This window comes from Ideonella sp. BN130291, assembly GCF_036231905.1.
Classification (GTDB): Bacteria; Pseudomonadota; Gammaproteobacteria; order Burkholderiales; family Burkholderiaceae_C; genus CAMLIZ01.
Genome location: NZ_JAZARE010000010.1, coordinates 1 through 15,927 on the forward strand (window position 1 = coordinate 1; position 15,927 = coordinate 15,927).

11 protein-coding genes are annotated in these 15,927 nt (G+C 67.2%); 1 reads left to right on the forward strand and 10 read right to left on the reverse strand.

Annotated elements, in window-relative coordinates; translation table 11 throughout:
- Window positions 1-468: 468 nt before the first annotated feature.
- From VPH43_RS20375 to rimP, 9 genes are all read right to left on the reverse strand, one after another.
- A complete protein-coding gene (locus VPH43_RS20375; protein ID WP_328579592.1) occupies window positions 469-1,575 on the reverse strand; it encodes an enoyl-CoA hydratase/isomerase family protein in 1,107 nt (368 codons plus the stop codon).
- On the reverse strand, window positions 1,572-2,483 hold the full coding sequence (locus tag VPH43_RS20380) for a DMT family transporter (RefSeq protein WP_328579593.1): 912 nt from the start codon (window positions 2,481-2,483) through the stop codon (window positions 1,572-1,574). Before VPH43_RS20380 ends, VPH43_RS20375 begins: the two co-directional genes overlap by 4 nt.
- Window positions 2,480-3,565 carry a glycosyltransferase family 9 protein gene (locus tag VPH43_RS20385; protein WP_328579594.1) on the reverse strand — a complete coding sequence of 362 codons (1,086 nt, stop codon included), beginning with the start codon at window positions 3,563-3,565 and terminating at the stop codon, window positions 2,480-2,482. The genes VPH43_RS20380 and VPH43_RS20385 overlap by 4 nt, the downstream gene beginning before the upstream one ends.
- Window positions 3,566-3,571: 6 nt before the next feature.
- Entirely contained in the window at window positions 3,572-5,389 is a 1,818-nt protein-coding gene (gene typA / locus VPH43_RS20390) for a translational GTPase TypA (protein WP_328579595.1), read from the reverse strand.
- Window positions 5,386-6,330, reverse strand: coding sequence for a tRNA pseudouridine(55) synthase TruB (gene truB / locus VPH43_RS20395; RefSeq protein WP_328579596.1), 945 nt, complete (start codon window positions 6,328-6,330; stop codon window positions 5,386-5,388). Before truB ends, typA begins: the two co-directional genes overlap by 4 nt.
- Before the next feature lie 3 nt (window positions 6,331-6,333).
- A complete protein-coding gene (gene rbfA / locus VPH43_RS20400) occupies window positions 6,334-6,708 on the reverse strand; it encodes a 30S ribosome-binding factor RbfA (protein WP_328579597.1) in 375 nt (124 codons plus the stop codon).
- Between the two features lie 76 nt (window positions 6,709-6,784).
- Window positions 6,785-9,652 (reverse strand): translation initiation factor IF-2, encoded by a 2,868-nt coding sequence (infB, locus tag VPH43_RS20405; RefSeq protein WP_328579598.1) that lies wholly within the window; start codon window positions 9,650-9,652, stop codon window positions 6,785-6,787.
- Between the two features lie 58 nt (window positions 9,653-9,710).
- A complete protein-coding gene (gene nusA / locus VPH43_RS20410) occupies window positions 9,711-11,189 on the reverse strand; it encodes a transcription termination factor NusA (RefSeq protein WP_328579599.1) in 1,479 nt (492 codons plus the stop codon).
- Entirely contained in the window at window positions 11,186-11,743 is a 558-nt protein-coding gene (rimP, locus tag VPH43_RS20415; protein ID WP_328579600.1) for a ribosome maturation factor RimP, read from the reverse strand. The genes nusA and rimP overlap by 4 nt, the downstream gene beginning before the upstream one ends.
- Before the next feature lie 185 nt (window positions 11,744-11,928).
- On the opposite strand from rimP, the gene fabI reads away from it, so the two are divergent.
- Complete coding sequence (gene fabI / locus VPH43_RS20420) at window positions 11,929-12,723, forward strand: enoyl-ACP reductase FabI (RefSeq protein WP_328579601.1); 795 nt, start codon at window positions 11,929-11,931, stop codon at window positions 12,721-12,723.
- A gap of 85 nt (window positions 12,724-12,808) precedes the next feature.
- Here fabI and VPH43_RS20425 read toward each other — a convergent pair whose 3' ends face one another.
- A complete protein-coding gene (locus VPH43_RS20425; RefSeq protein WP_328579602.1) occupies window positions 12,809-15,901 on the reverse strand; it encodes an alpha-1,6-glucosidase domain-containing protein in 3,093 nt (1,030 codons plus the stop codon).
- Window positions 15,902-15,927: the final 26 nt, after the last annotated feature.

Here is a 15,927-nt window from a genome sequence, read left to right on the forward strand (position 1 = left end):
CCAGCGTTCAATCTGAGCCAGGATCAAACTCTTCAGTTCGATCTTGATAAATTACTCAAAGAATTGAAGTGAACTTCACTTCTATGAGCGTTTAAGGTCCATCAGACCTCGAGAAACCTTTCGGTTCCTCTTGGCCTCTCGCCCTCAAACGCCCACGCTTATCGGCTGTATGTTTTTAAAGAACGTTTGCTTTTTCAAGCGTTTCGCTGATTTCGTATTTCGTTATCAGCGAAGCCCTCGATTATGGCTGAATTCGAAGCATGTTGTCAAAACCCCTTCGAATTACTCGGCTTCTTTGCTTTGCAGTTGCTTGGCATCGATTCCGGCCGTTGCCTTGCGGCTCGAGCGCCCTGCTCGTCGAGCAAGATCTAGGACTATAGCAGAGCGCCATCGCGCTTTGCAAGCGCCGCAGCGCAGATGAAGCAGTGCGGCACATCAGCCCGCACCGGGTGACCCGCCGCCTCGCAGTCAGAGGTGACGCAATGGATGCGCGTGCACTGGCCACGGGCTTTCAAAGAAAGCGGCCACTTGCACCTCGGTCACATCCTCGATGCGCGCCGGATTCCAGCGAGGCTGGTGGTCTTTGTCGATGGCCAGCGCGCGTATGCCCTCCACGGTCTCGCTGGCAGTGCCGGGACGCAGATGGAAGCAGCGGCGCACGAGGCCGCGTTCCAGCCGCAACGCATTGCCCAGGTCCATCTGCCGCGCCCGGCGCAGTTGCTCCAGCGTCACCGCCATCATCAAGGGTGACCGCCGGGCCAGGGTGTCCAGCGTCTCGCGGGCAAACTCGCCCGTGTCACTGCGCAAGGAGTCGGCAATCGCCTGCAGGCTCGCCGCGCCGAAGTGCCGATCGATCGAGGCCCGCTGCACGCTCAGGCTGGGTGCCGGAACTGGCTCGGTGCGGGCGCGGACCGCCGCCATCGCTTGTTCACCGCTTTCCACTGGCTGATCCAGCAGCGACTCCACCAGCGCGGGCAACCGATCCGCAGGCACGAATTCGTCGGCCAAGCCAAACGCGATGGCATCTGCGGCGCCGATCGCATGGCCGGTCAGCGCCAGGTATTCGCCCACATGGCCCGGGCAGCGGGAGAGGAACCAGCCCCCTCCCACGTCAGGAAACAGGCCAATGTTGGTTTCCGGCATGGCCAGGCGCGAGTGCTCGGTGACCACACGCACCGCCGCGCCCTGGCTGATGCCCATGCCGCCGCCCATCACCACGCCGTCCATCAGGGCGATGTAGGGCTTGGGGTAATGGTGGATCAGGTGGTTGAGCGCGTATTCCTCGGTGAAGAAGTCCTCGAGCGTCGGGTCGCCGGCCAGTGCCGCCTGGTGGAAAAAGCGAATGTCACCGCCGGCGCAGAAAGCCGCCGGTTTGCCCTGCCGGCCCGCACCGCGCACCAGCACGGCCACGACCTGCGGGTCGTCGGCCCAGGCCAGCAGCACCGCGGTGAGATCGCGGATCATCGCCAGCGAGAGCGCGTTCAGCGCGGGCGCGCGGTTGAGCGTGAGCACGCCCAGGCCGCTGTGCAGTTCGGCCAGTACCTGGCCCTCGGAAACCAGAGAAGGAATGCTCACGTGGGGTCCTTCGCGAGAAGATCAGGAGCGGCCCGGCGCTGGAGCCCGAGCATCTCGTTGGCGACCAGCGCGCCCAGCACCAGTGTGCCGCCACCGAGCACCGCGGCCGAGGGCCGCTCGCCAGCGCCCAGCCAGGCCCACAGCACGCCGAACAGCACCTCCAGCAGCGCCAGCAACGCGACTTCCGGCGCGCTCAGCACACGCGCTACGGTCACCACGATCAGGCAGGGGATGGCCAGTTGCACCACGCCCAGCAAGGCGAGCAGGCTCAGATCGTGCACCGAGGCAGCAAACGGCAGCGCCAAGGGCAAGGTGACCGCCGCCGAAATGACAGCCCCGATGAGCACCGCCGGCATCAGGTCCTGCGGGGGTGCGCCCGCCCGGTTGCTGTGCTGGATCATGGTCCAGTTGATGGCCGAGGCCAGCGGCACGCCGAAGGCCACCGCGGTGCCGAGCAAGTGGCGGGGATCGGCGCCACTCACTTCCTGGGCGTACATCCATCCAATGCCCGCAGCGGCCACCACGATGGCCCACCAGGTGCGCGGTGCGAGCCGGTGGCCCAGCGCCACGCGGGCCATCAGTGCCGTGAGCAGGGGCGCGAGCGCCATGGTGACCAGCACGTTGGCCACGGTCGTGAGCGTGATCGCCACCATGAAGGCCGTGTACATCACACTCCAGCACACACCGGACACCCACAAGGTACGCCCGCCTCGACGCACCGACCGCCACAGCGCTGCAGGCCCGCGCAGCACTGCCAGCAGCACCAGCAGAGCGAGCGCGTTGAAGGCACTGCGCCAGAAGGTCACCTCGAAGCTGCGCGCGGCCTCCAGTTGACGGGTGACCACGCCGGCGATGCTCCACATGAGCGTCACCGCGATCATCGTGAAGACCGCACGGCGATGCGTCATGGCTGCTCCGTGCTGTGGCCGCGCGGCGGCAAAGACCGCCAGGCCGCGAGCACGTCCTCGGCTTCGATATCCAGTACCTTGCGGCCCGGCGTGGGGGCCTGCGGGCCCAGGGCAATGACGGTCGAACCGGGTGCGCGCGGCTTCCAGCGGCCCCAGCCGAACTGGCCGAACATCACCACGCAGGGGCAGTCCATGGCCGCGGCCACGTGGGCCGGGCCGGTGTCCACCGACACCATGCTGTGCGCCCGCGCCGCCACGGCCACCAGCCGCTCCAGCGGCAGATCGCGTGCGCCGTTCAGGACACGCGGGCCTGCACCGGCCGCCTCGATGATCTCCTGCACCAAGCCATGTTCACGCGCCGTCCCACAGACCAGCACGCTCGCCTCCGGCCGGTGCGCCAGGATGCCGCGGATCACCGCCGCCCAGCGTTCTGCCGGCCAGTGCTTTTGATGCTGGTTGGTCGCGATGCGGCCGCGTTTGTAGGTCTTCTTGTGGCCCGGCTGCACCAGCACCAGCGGCCGATCGGCCAGCCCGCGTGCCTGCAGCCAGCGCTCGGCATCCGCCGCCCAGGCATCGGGCAACGGCAAGGTGGGCTGGGCCGCCACGCTCGAGATGTCGGCTTGCGGACCGGGCATGGCAGGCGCATCGAGCTGGGCCACTTGCAGCCACCAGTCGACCCAATGGATGCCATCGCCCGGCCAGTGCGCCCAGGCGCGCACCAGCTGGCCTTCCGGCACTCCAGCGCGGGCCACCAGGCGAGCCGCATGTTGATCGCGCTCGCACAGGTACACCGGCCCGCGGTGGCCGCGCAAGGTCCGGACGGCCTGCCACTGGGACGGCGTCAGCCAGTACGGCGCCCGGCGGCTGCTCACCAAGTGGATGCGGTCCACCGCAGGGTGGCTCCCCAGCAGCACCGGCGTCCAGGGGCCTGAGGTCAGCAACTGCACCGGCCGGCCATAGCGCTGCTTCAGCGCATTGAGCAAGGGCGTGAGCAGCACCGCGTCACCCAGCGCCGGGAACCGCACCACCATCGGTGCGGTGTCGTCGCGATCGTCAGGGACTGGTGGCTGCCCGTCGACCATGCTGCGTCAGGCGGCTTCGCGCTGGGCCCGCTTGCGGTCGTGTTCCTTCAGGAAGCGCTTGCGGATGCGGATCGACTTGGGCGTGATCTCCACCAGCTCATCGTCCGCAATGAACTCCACCGCGTATTCGAGGCTGAGGATGATGGGCGGCGTGATCTTGATCGCGTCTTCCTTGCCGGACACGCGGAAGTTGGTCAGCTGCTTGCCGCGCACCGCGTTGACGACCAGGTCGTTGTCACGGCTGTGGATGCCGATGATCATGCCTTCGTACAAGGGGTCGCCCGCCTTCACGAACATGCGGCCGCGATCGTCCAGCTTGCCGAGCGAATAGGTCACCGCCTCGCCGTCGTCCTGGCTGATCAGCACACCGTTCTTGCGGCCCTCGATCTCGCCCTTGTAGGGCTCGTAGCCGTCGAAGATGTTGCTGATGAGGCCGGTGCCGCGGGTCAGGTTGAGGAATTCGTTCTGGAAGCCGATCAGGCCGCGCGCCGGGATGCGGTATTCCAGGCGTACGCGGCCCATACCGTCCGGCTCCATGTTCACCAGCTCGGCCTTGCGCTCGCCCAGCGCCTGCATCACGGCGCCCTGGTGCTGGTCTTCCACGTCAGCGGTCACCAGCTCGATAGGCTCATGGCGTTCGCCATTGACCTCGCGGAACACCACGCGCGGCTTGGACACGGCCAGCTCATAACCTTCGCGGCGCATGTTCTCCAGCAGGATGGTGAGGTGGAGTTCGCCCCGGCCCGACACTTCGAACACGCCGTCCTCGTCGGTCTCCTTGACCTTCAGCGCCACGTTGCTCTGCAGCTCGCGGTCCAGCCGGTCGCGGATCTGGCGGCTGGTGACGAACTTGCCTTCGCGGCCGGCCAGCGGCGAGTTGTTGACGCAGAAGTTCATGGTCAGCGTCGGCTCGTCCACCTTCAGCATCGGCAGAGGCACCGGGTTCTCCAGGTCGGTCAGCGTCACGCCGATGCCGATGTCCTCGATACCGTTGATCAGCACGATGTCGCCGGGGCCGGCCAGCTCCGACTGCTTGCGCTCCAGGCCCTCGAACGTGAGCACCTGGTTCACGCGCGCCTTGAAGGGCGTGCTGTCGGGGCCGGAGTACACCAGCACGTCCTGCATCGGCTTCAAGGTGCCCTGGTTCACCCGGCCGATGCCGATGCGGCCGACGTAGGTGGAATAGTCCAGCGAGCAGATCTGCAGCTGCAGCGGGTCGGTGGGGCTGCCTTCGTGAGCGGGCACATGCTGCAGCACCGCGTCGAACAGCGGTGCCAGGTCGGTGCCGGTTTCGCCCTTGGTGAGCGTGGCCCAGCCGTTCAGGCCGGAGGCGAAGATCACCGGGAAATCGAGCTGCTCTTCGGTGGCGCCCAGCTTGTCGAACAGGTCGAAGGTGGCGTTGATCACGTAGTCCGGGCGCGCGCCCGGGCGGTCCACCTTGTTCACCACCACGATCGGCTTCAGGCCCAGGGCCAGCGCCTTCTTGGTGACGAAGCGGGTCTGCGGCATCGGGCCTTCCACCGCGTCCACCAGCAGCAGCACGCTGTCGACCATGGACAACACGCGCTCCACTTCGCCGCCGAAGTCGGCGTGTCCGGGGGTGTCGACGATGTTGACGTGCGTGCCCTTCCACTCCACCGCGCAGTTCTTGGCCAGGATGGTGATGCCGCGCTCGCGCTCGAGGTCGTTGCTGTCCATCACGCGCTCGGCCACCTTCTCGTTCTGGCGGAAGGTGCCGCTCTGGCGCAGCAGCTGGTCCACCAGCGTGGTCTTGCCATGGTCCACGTGGGCAATGATGGCGATGTTGCGGATCTGCTTGTTCATGGTTGCGTACTCAAAAGGCCTTGTACTTCGACAGGGCTCAACAGGCGGTCGGCGATGAGCTCGCCGGCCGTGACATGGGCGCTGCCGAGGAAGGCTCGCGGCTCGGGGCCGTACACACGCACGGCCGGTTGGTCGGTGAGCGCAACGCGGCGGCGCAGACCGGAGAGGAAACGACCCGCGTCGTCGTCGTTCAATCGCACCTGCGGCCAGTCGGCCAGCAGGGCGTCGGCAGGTTGCAGCAGCGCATCGCGCGCGGCTTCGTCCATGAGTTGCAAGGCGTCCAGGGTCACCGCATCGGCCACGCTGAGGCCACCGCTTGCCGTGCGGCGCAGGGCGCTCAAGTGCGCACCGCAGCCGAGCGCTTCGCCGATGTCCTCGGCCAGCGTGCGGATGTAGGTGCCCTTGCTGCAGCGCACGTCGATCGTGAGCTGATCAGCCTGCCAGTCCACGACGGCCAGCGAATGGATCGTCACGCGGCGCGCCTGACGCTCGACCTCGATGCCGGCCCGGGCGTATTCATACAGCGCCTTGCCGTCTTTCTTGAGCGCCGAGTGCATCGGCGGCACCTGGTCGACGGTGCCGGTGAAGCGCAGGCAGGCCGCGTCGATCTGCGCGCGCGTCAGGCCGACGACCGACCGCTCCCGTAGCAGTTCACCCTCGGCGTCTGCGGTGGTGGTCGTCTGGCCCAACTTGAGCGTGGCGAGATAGCGTTTGTCGGCGTCCAGGCTCACCTGGGAGAACTTGGTCGCCGCGCCAAAACACAGCGGCAGCAGGCCGGAGGCCAGTGGATCCAGCGTGCCCGTGTGGCCCGCCTTTTCCGCCCGGAACAGGCGCTTGGCCTTCTGCAATGCGTCATTGCTCGACAGGCCGAGCGGCTTGTCGAGCAACAGCACGCCGTGGACGGCACGGCGGGGCACGCGAGGGCGCTGCGCGAAGTTCACCGCTCAGGCCTCGCCTTCGTCCTTGGCGCGCGTGGCATTGGCGCGCTGGATCAGCGCGTTCATGTCCGCGGCGCGCTCGGTGGTGCGGTCGAACTGGAAATGCAAGGTGGGCACGGTGTGGATCTGCAGCCGCTTGAACAGGCCGTTGCGCAGGAAGCCGGCCGCCTCGTTCAGGCCTTCTTCACACTCAGCCGCGTCGCCCACCAGCACCGAGAAGAACACCTTGGCATGTGCATAGTCGGGCGTCACCTCCACCGCACTGATCGTCACCATGCCGATGCGCGGGTCCTTCAGTTCGCGGATCAGCATGGCGAGGTCGCGCTGGATCTGGTCCGCGACGCGGAAGCTTCGGTTGGGGATGGCTCGTTTGTGTTTCATCGTGGGTGCCTCACAAGCCAAGAAGCCCCGCCGTTTCCGGCGGGGCTTCTTGAGCAGAGTTGCAACAAGTCCCGCCTTACAGCGTTCGTGCCACTTCCTTCACCTCGAAGAACTCGAGCTGGTCGCCCTGGGCGATGTCGTTGTAGTTCTTCAGCTTGATACCGCACTCGAAGCCTTCCTTGACTTCGCGCACGTCGTCCTTCATCCGCTTGAGCGAATCGAGCTCGCCGGTGTAGATCACCACGTTCTCGCGCAGCAGGCGGAAGCGCGCATTGCGGCGCACCACACCCGCGGTGACCATGCAGCCCGCGACCGTGCCGATCTTGGAGGCCACGAACACGGTGCGGATCTCGGCCGAGCCGATGACTTCCTCGCGCTGCTCCGGTGCCAGCATGCCCGACATGGCCGACTTGATCTCGTCCACCGCGTCGTAAATGATGTTGTAGTAGCGCAGGTCGACGCCGTTGTTCTCCGCCAGCTTGCGCGCGCCCGCATCGGCACGCACGTTGAAGCCCACGATCACCGCCTTGGAGGCGATGGCGAGGTTGACGTCGGACTCGCTGATGCCGCCCACCGCCGCGTGCACGATCTGCACCCGCACTTCCTCGGTGGAGAGCTTGAGCAGCGACTGCGCCAGCGCTTCCTGCGAACCCTGCACGTCGGCCTTGATGATCAAGGCCAGCGTCTGCGCCTCGCCCTGGCCCATGTTCTCGAACATGTTCTCCAGCTTGGCGGCCTGGCGCTTGTTGAGCGTGACCTCGCGGTACTTGCCCTGGCGGAAGGTGGCGATCTCGCGCGCACGGCGCTCGTCGGACAGCACCATGAACTCGTCGCCGGCGGCGGGCACTTCGGTCAGGCCCTGGATCTCCACCGGGATGGACGGGCCGGCTTCCTGGATCGGCTTGCCGTTCTCGTCCAGCATGGCGCGCACGCGGCCATAGCTCGAACCCGCCAGCACGACGTCGCCGCGCTTCAAGGTACCCGACTGCACCAGCACGGTGGCCACCGGGCCGCGGCCCTTGTCCAGCTGCGCTTCGATCACCAGGCCCTTGGCCGGCGCATCGATCTGCGACTTCAACTCCAGCACTTCCGCCTGCAGCAGCACCTGCTCCAGCAGGTCATCCACGCCCTGGCCGGTCTTGGCCGACACGTTGACGAACGGCGACTCGCCGCCGAAGTCTTCCGGCACCACCTGCTCGGAGATCAGCTCGCTGCGCACACGCTCCAGGTTGGCATCCGGCTTGTCGATCTTGTTGATCGCCACGACGATGGGCACACCGGCCGCCTTCGCGTGGTGGATCGCTTCCTTGGTCTGCGGCATCACGCCGTCGTCCGCCGCCACCACCAGGATGACGATGTCCGTGGCCTTGGCGCCGCGAGCACGCATGGCGGTGAACGCCTCGTGGCCCGGGGTGTCCAGGAAGGTGATCATGCCGCGCGGCGTGTCCACGTGGTACGCGCCGATGTGCTGCGTGATGCCGCCGGCTTCGCCCGCGGCCACGCGGGCACGGCGGATGTAGTCCAGCAGCGAGGTCTTGCCGTGGTCCACGTGGCCCATGACGGTGACCACAGGCGCCCGCGGCATCGACTCGGACGTGCTTTCGGTCGTGTCCGATTCCTCGAGGAAGGCTTCCGGATCGTCCAGCTTGGCGGCAAACGCCTTGTGGCCCATTTCTTCGACCACGATCATCGCGGTCTCTTGATCGAGCTGCTGGTTGATGGTGACCATCTGGCCCAGCTTCATCAGCTGCTTGATCACCTCGCCGGCCTTCACCGACATCTTGTGCGCCAGGTCGGCCACGCTGATGGTTTCCGGCACGTGCACTTCCTGCACCTGCGGCTCGTTTGGCGCCACGAAACTGGACGGGCCACGATCGTCGCGCTCGCCTCGGCGGCCGCCACGCGGGGCGCGCCAGCCGGCACGGGCACCGCCCGCGGAATCGGTGCGGCCCTTGACCGCGGCGCGCTTTTTGGCGGCGTCGTCGGCCCAGCTGGAGGACAGCTTCTCGGACTTGACCGACTTCTTGTCGCCCGGCTTGGCGGCGCCCGGCGCGGTGGCGCCCGGTGCACCCGGCTTGGCCGTGGGCTTGTGGATCGTGCCCTTGATGGCTTCCTTGCTTGCTTCCGGCTTCACCTCTTCCGGCTTCTTCGCGACCATCACCTTCTTGGGCGCGTTCATCATCGCGCGGATGGCGGCAGCTTCGGCTTCGGCAGCCAGGCGGCGCTTGGACAGGTCGGCCAGGCGTTGCTTCTCGGCGGCTTCGGTGTCGGCGGCCTTCACCACGCGCAATGCGGGCTTGGGCGGCTCCACCGGCGCGGCGGGCGCAGGCGCGGGGGCAGCGGCTTCGACCGGAGCGCTCTTTTCGCTCTTCTTGGAAGCGGGGGGCGGCGCAGCGGCGGCCGCAGCCAGGCGCGCGGCTTCCGCAGCGGCGGCCTTTTCGGCCTCCTCGCGGCGGCGCGCTTCCTCGGCTTCGCGGGCGCGCTTTTCTTCTTCCTCGCGCAGGCGGCGCTTTTCCGCCAGTTCTTCTTCCTGGCGGCGCAGGGCCTCGGCCTGGGCCTTGGCTTCTTCCTCGCGGCGCTCGAGTTCGGCCGCTTCGGCGGCGTGATCGACCTGCGGCGCGGTTTCTTCCGCGGCCGGGGCGTCGTCACGCTTGACGAAGGTGCGCTTCTTGCGCACTTCCACCTGGATGGTGCGTGCCTTGCCGCTGGCGTCCGCCTGCTTGATCTCGCTGGTCGACTTGCGGGTCAGCGTGATCTTCTTGCGGTCGCCACCACCCGTGCCGTGTGCGGAGCGCAGGTAGTCGAGCAGGCGTTCCTTGTCCGACTCCGTCAAGGCGTCGTCGGTGGAACGCTTGCTGACGCCCGCGGACTGCAGTTGCTCGAGCAGGGTCGCCGCAGGGCGATTGAGCTCGGCGGCGAACTGGGCGACGGTGGTCACTGCCATTGTTGAGATCCTTGCTTCCTGGCTTTCTGTGCTGCTACGCGGTGATGTGCGCGGCAGCTCAGGCGGTGAACCAATGTTCACGCGCCTTCATGATCAATGTCTTGGCCTGCGCGTCGTCCACGCCGGTCATCTCGGTGAGCTCGTCGACCGCGAGGTCGGCCAGATCGTCCCGGGTGTGGATGCCACCGTCGGACAGCTTGGCGATCAGCTCCGGCGTCAGGCCGTCGAGATCACGCAGGTCCTGCGAGGTTTCGTCCACACGCTCTTCACGCGCGATTTCCATCGTGAGCAGCGCATCCTTGGCGCGGGTGCGCAGCTCGTTGACGGTGTCCTCGTCGAAGGCTTCGATCTCGAGCATTTCCTGCATCGGGACGTAGGCCACCTCTTCCAGGCTGGTGAAGCCCTCGGCGATGAGGATGTCGGCCACTTCCTGGTCGACGTCCAGCTTCTCCACGAAGAGCTTGCGCACCGAATCGGACTCCTGCGCCTGCTTCTGCGCGGATTCCTCGGCGGTCATGATGTTGATGCGCCAGCCGGTGAGCTCCGAGGCCAGGCGCACGTTCTGGCCGCCGCGGCCGATGGCGATGGCGAGGTTTTCCTCGTCCACCACCACGTCCATCGCATGGCGCTCTTCGTCCACCACGATGGATTGCACGTTGGCCGGGGCCAGCGCGCCGATCACAAATTGGGCCGGATCTTCCGACCACAAGACGATGTCGACACGCTCGCCGGCCAGTTCGTTGGTGACCGCGTTGACACGCGAGCCGCGCACGCCGACGCAGGTGCCGATCGGGTCCACGCGCTTGTCGTGCGACACCACGGCGATCTTGGCGCGGCTGCCCGGATCACGGGCGCAGCTCTTGATCTCCAGCAGGCCCTGCTCGATCTCGGGCACTTCCTGGGCGAACAGCTCGATCATGAACCCGGGCGCCGAGCGGCTGAGCATGATCTGCGGGCCGCGCTGGGTGGGGTCAATGCCGGTGATGAAGGCACGCACCCGGTCGCTGGTGCGCAGGTTTTCCTTCGGGATCATCTCGCTGCGCTTCAGGCGCCCTTCGACGCGGCCCGATTCCACGATCAGGTCACCCTTGTCCAGGCGCTTGACGCTGCCGACGAAGATCTTCTCGCCGCGGGCGAGGAAGTCGTTGAGCAGCTGCTCGCGCTCGGCGTCGCGGATCTTCTGCAGGATGACCTGCTTGGCGGCCTGGGCGCCGATGCGACCGATGGGCACCGACTCGATCGGCTCTTCGATGTAGTCGTCCACCTCGATGTCCGGGATCTGCTCCAGTGCTTCGAAGTGCAGGATCTCCGCATCAGGGATTTGCAGGCCGGCCTCGTTGGGCACCACGTGCCAGCGGCGGAAGGTTTCGTAGTCGCCGGTGTCGCGGTCGACCGTCACGCGGATGTCGACCTCACCGCCATGCAGCTTCTTGGTGGCCGATGCCAGGGCCGCTTCCACGGCGCCGAACACGACGTCGCGCTCGACGCTCTTCTCGCGCGAGATGGCGTCCACCAGCATCAACATTTCGCGGTTCATTCTTTGTGACCTCCGTCAACAGTCTCGTCCGCGGTCGATGCCGCGGTTCCAACCTCGGCCGCCTGGCGGCCGCGGCGCCCCTTGAAATCCACGACCGGCACCAGCCGGGCTTCGCGAACTTCTTCGAGCGTGAAATCGAGGGCTTGATCCGCCTTGCCGTCGTTGAACTCCAGCCGCCAGCCGGATTCCGGCTGTGCCACCAGCAGGCCGCGAAACTTCTTGCGGCCCTGCAGCGGCATCTTCAGCGTCAGCTCCACCTCCGAGCCGGCAAAGCGCTCGTAGTCGCCCGCTTTCTTCAGCGGGCGGTCCAGCCCGGGAGACGACACTTCCAGGCGCTCGTAGGCGGCGTTTTCCACTTCGAGCACATACTGCAGCTGCCGAGTGACGGCTTCGCAGTCGTCCACCGTCACGAACTCGCTTTCCCCCGTGGGGTAGACGTGGCCCGGAACGCGATCAATGAACACCCGCAGCAGGCCACGCGCGCTGCGCTCCACCTCCACCAGCTCGTAACCGAGCCCGGAGACGGTGCGTTCAACTGCGGTCTGCCAAGTCATTGAAGAAAGATTGCGGCTCGAAAAAAGGCGATCAAGCAAAAAAAATGGGCTGGATGAATCCGCCCATTCAGCTCTCTAGCGAAAAAAGGATTGTACTCTGCAAGACCTATACCCGCAAGTAGTTGGCAGTTCCGGCGCAGTACCGTGTGAAAATCGCGGGCTTCGCTAAATCACCCGGAGACACCATGGGTTTTCTCGCCGGCAAGCGGCTGCTGATCACGGGCCTGCTGAACAACCGCTCCATCGCCTACGGCATCGCCCGGGCCTGCCGCCGCGAAGGCGCCGAGCTGGCCTTCAGCTACATGGGCGAGCGCTTCAAGGACCGGATTGCCGAATTCGCCGCCGAGTTCGACTCCACCCTCACCTTCGATTGCGACGTGGGCGACGACGCCCAGATCGAGCGCCTGTTCGCGCAGCTGGGCGAACACTGGCCGCAGTTCGACGGTTTCGTGCACTCGATCGGTTTCGCCCCGCGCGAGGCGATCGCCGGCGACTTCCTGGACGGGTTGTCGCGCGAAGGGTTCCGCATCGCGCACGACATCTCCGCCTACAGCTTCCCGGCGATGGCTAAGGCGGCCGCCGGGCGGCTGACGCCCAACGCCGCGCTGCTGACGCTGAGCTACCTGGGCGCGGAGCGTTTTGTTCCCGGCTACAACACCATGGGGCTGGCCAAGGCCTCGCTGGAGGCCAGCGTGCGCTACCTGGCCGCCAGCCTGGGCGCCAAGGGCGTGCGGGTCAACGGCATCTCCGCCGGCCCGATCAAGACGCTGGCCGCCTCCGGCATCAAGGGCTTCGGCAAGATCCTGGACGTGGTGGCCTCCAACGCACCGCTGAAACGCAACGTCACGATCGAGGACGTGGGCAATGTCGCCGCCTTCCTGCTGTCCGACCTGGCCGCCGGCGTCACCGCCGAGATCACGCATGTGGACTGCGGTTTCAGCCATGTGATGGGCGGCGTGACCGCAGCCGATACGCTCTAAGCTCCGCCGCTTAGGCGCGACAAAGGCGCCCCGCAAGGGGCGCCTTTTTGCTTTCCGACGCGGCGCGCCTGTCGCGCCGCCGGGATCACGGTTGCACGAACACCGCCGCGCTGCGGCCGGGCACTCTGAAGGCACCGGTGGCCGCGTTGTAACCGGCCGCCTTCACCACGGCATCGGCGCCCGCCGCCTGCACCGGGTGCAATTGCAGGCCCTGGCCCGCCAGCCCGGCCACGGTGTAGCTTTGCGCCACCGGCGCGGCGTTGATCACCACCACCGCGCGCCGGAACACCCCGTCGCCGCAGCTGCGGTCGCCCAGGCCCAGCTGCATCACGATCAGGCCGTCGGCCTGGTTCAGCGCGTCGGGGAAGCTGACGCAGCGCGCCACCTCGGCGGCGCTGCGCAGCCGGAACATGGCGCTGCTCTTGCGGATGCGCAGCAGGTCCTGCACTTGCGCAGCGGTGAGTGCGATGTCGGCCGCCGTGGGTACAACCGCCGGGTTGGACAGCACCGGCGCGATCAACCCCCAGTTGCCCTGGTTCTTTTCCGCCGACGGCAGGCCCATGGTGGAGATGAAGTTGCTGCTGCCGGTCCAGTCGATGCGGTTGAACCAGTCGCCGGCGTTGTAGCTGTCGCGGTCCAGGGCCTTGGAGCGCAGCAGTTCGTCGCCCGCGTGCAGGAAGGGCATGCCCTGCCCCAGCAGCACCGGCGCCAGCGCCACCACCTGGGCGCGGGCGCGCTCGGAGGACGTCGTCGCGCTCGGCAGCTTGTACTGCGCGATGTCGTACAGCGTCTCGCCGTCGTGCACGCCCACGTAGTTGATCACCTCCTGCGGATCGGCCGTGTAGCCCAGCGGCTGGCCGTTCCACATGAGCGCGCCGCTGGTGCTGCCGGCCAGCGGAAAGTCCTTCAGGCCACCGGCCATGGCGGCGCGGATCGCCTGCTGTCGGTTGCGCAGGTCCTCGCGCTGCGCGTCAGTGCACACGGCGCCTGCCAACGCATTGCCATCAGTGCACAGGCCGCTGGCGAAGCCCTGGTTGCGCACCATCGCGTCGCCACTGTCGAACGGCCCGCCACCGCGCACCGCGTCGCGGATGCGGTCGTTGAAGCTGCCGATGCCGGTGCCGGCCAGGTTCGCCTGGGTCGCCTGCACGAAGAGCCGGTTGTCCTGCACCTCGCCGAAGTTCCAGCCCTCGCCATAGAAATAGACGCCGCGCTGCGCGCCGACGGCCGCATCCACCGCCGCCTTGGCGCGCTGCAGCGCCGCCTTGGGGATGTGGCCCATGATGTCGAAGCGGAAGCCATCCACGTGGTGGTCGCCCGCCCAGCGCACCAGTGTGTCGGTCATCAGTTTTTCCATCATCGCGAACTCGGTGGCCGTGTTGTCGCAGCAGGTGGAATGCTCGATGTCGCCGTCGCCATTGAGCCGGTAGTAGTAGCCGGGCACCACCTTGTCGAGGAAGTTGCCCGCCGTGTGGTTGTAGACCACGTCCATCACCACACGCAGGCCAGCACCGTGCAGGCCCTGCACCATCTGGCGGAACTGCAGCACGCGCTGGGCGGGGTCTGACGGATCGGTGGCATAGCTGCCCTCGGGCGCGCCGTAGTGCTTGGGGTCATAACCCCAGTTGAAACAATCGCTGTCCTTCGCGGCTGCGGCCGTGGCCTGCGGCACGGTGGAGGTGGGGTCGCTGTTGCTGATGGCCGGCGTGGTGCAGCCGCCTTCGTTCACGCTGGCGATGTCGAATACCGGCAGCAGGTGCACGTGCGTCAGGCCGGCCTGCGCCATGGCGGCCAGGTGCTGCATGCCAGCACTGCCGGCGTGGGAGAAGGCGGTGTACTTGCCACGGTCGACCGTGGGCACGGAGGCGTCGTTGGCCGAGAAGTCGCGCAGGTGCAGCTCATAGAACACCGCATCCTCGGGCGCTGGGAGGGCCGGCGCTGTGTCGCGATGCCAACCCGCGGGCTGCAGTGCGCGCGCGGACAGATCGGCGAGCACCGCCTGCTGGGCCGGCCCGCCCCACACATCCGCCGTCAAGGTGACGGCATAGGGATCGGTGACGCGGTTGGTGCGCAGCTGGCCACCGTCCTGTCGCGACCACACGGTGACGTCGAAGGCATAGGGCGCATTCACCAGGGATTTCGGCAGCTGCGTGCGCCACACGCCACTGGAGGGCTCGAACACCATGGGCACCGTGTAGCCGGCGATCACCACGCTCACCTGGCGTGCCGTCGGCGCCCAGAGCTTGAGCGTCGGCACGCCGCCATGGTTGAAGCTGGGGCCCAGCGTCTCCCGGCTGGCCGCCGCCGCGTACAGGTCGTCCAGCACGCCCTGCAACTGCACCTGGGTGGCGCGCACCGGTTGGGCGCCTTGCGTTTCCACCACCACAAGCTGGCCGCGCAGCAGCGCCTGCAGCGTGCCCCGGCCGATCGATGGCAGCGTGAGCGCAGTGGCTTGCGCCAGCTGCGGGAACTTCTCCGCCAGCCCGCCGATGCCACTGCTGGCTGCGAGCGGCAGGGAACCGTCGGCACCGGTCACGCCGTCCACTGCGCTGACCGCGATGCCGCCCTGCTGCGCGAAGTACAGCCGGTACTCGCTGGACGTGGCGGCGCCGGGCCACGCCAGCGTGCTGCGGTCCAGCCACAGCGCGCGCGCCTTGGCAATGGAGATGGCCGATGCGGCGGCCGCCGAGGGGTACACCGCGCACTCGTCCGCCTTGACGAACACCTCCTGCCCAGCCGTGAGGATGTCGGCGCTGAAGTCGAAGCCCAGGTCGCAGTCCGGCGCCTTCACGGTGTTGCTGCCGTCGGTGCCCTTGTTGACCAGGAAGCGCATCTGCGTCTGCGCGGTGTCGATCGCGATGTCGACATAGGCGCCCCAGCTGTCGCGTTCGGTGAAGCGGTATTTGTCGCCGCTGGGCCAGTCGGTGTAGAGCACTGCTGGGCCTTGCCAGGAATAGACGCCCCAACCGTCGTACAGCGCATCAGCGCGCTGGTAGTGCACGCGCACGGTGGCCGGCGCGATGGCAGCCGCCTTCACGGCCAGCGCATGCGCCGTGCCCTGCTGGGCCGTGGCGGTGGCCGTGGTGCCACCGTCACCCCCGCCGCCGCAGGCGGCGAGCAAGGCGGCGATCCAGGGCACCGAGGCGCGCAGCGCACGCCCCAGGTAAAAGCTGATCATGGTGGTCTCCGTTGGGTTGTCGTCGT

What these genes read in the sequence shown, in the direction of transcription:
- VPH43_RS20380 (WP_328579593.1), bottom strand. Translation starts at nt 2,483, where the DNA reads ATGACGCATCGCCGTGCGGTCTTCACGATGATCGCGGTGACGCTCATG.
- VPH43_RS20385 (WP_328579594.1), bottom strand. Translation starts at nt 3,565, where the DNA reads ATGGTCGACGGGCAGCCACCAGTCCCTGACGATCGCGACGACACCGCA.
- typA (WP_328579595.1), bottom strand. Translation starts at nt 5,389, where the DNA reads ATGAACAAGCAGATCCGCAACATCGCCATCATTGCCCACGTGGACCAT.
- rbfA (WP_328579597.1), bottom strand. Translation starts at nt 6,708, where the DNA reads ATGAAACACAAACGAGCCATCCCCAACCGAAGCTTCCGCGTCGCGGAC.
- infB (WP_328579598.1), bottom strand. Translation starts at nt 9,652, where the DNA reads ATGGCAGTGACCACCGTCGCCCAGTTCGCCGCCGAGCTCAATCGCCCT.
- nusA (WP_328579599.1), bottom strand. Translation starts at nt 11,189, where the DNA reads ATGAACCGCGAAATGTTGATGCTGGTGGACGCCATCTCGCGCGAGAAG.
- rimP (WP_328579600.1), bottom strand. Translation starts at nt 11,743, where the DNA reads ATGACTTGGCAGACCGCAGTTGAACGCACCGTCTCCGGGCTCGGTTAC.
- fabI (WP_328579601.1), top strand. Translation starts at nt 11,929, where the DNA reads ATGGGTTTTCTCGCCGGCAAGCGGCTGCTGATCACGGGCCTGCTGAAC.
- VPH43_RS20425 (WP_328579602.1), bottom strand. Translation starts at nt 15,901, where the DNA reads ATGATCAGCTTTTACCTGGGGCGTGCGCTGCGCGCCTCGGTGCCCTGG.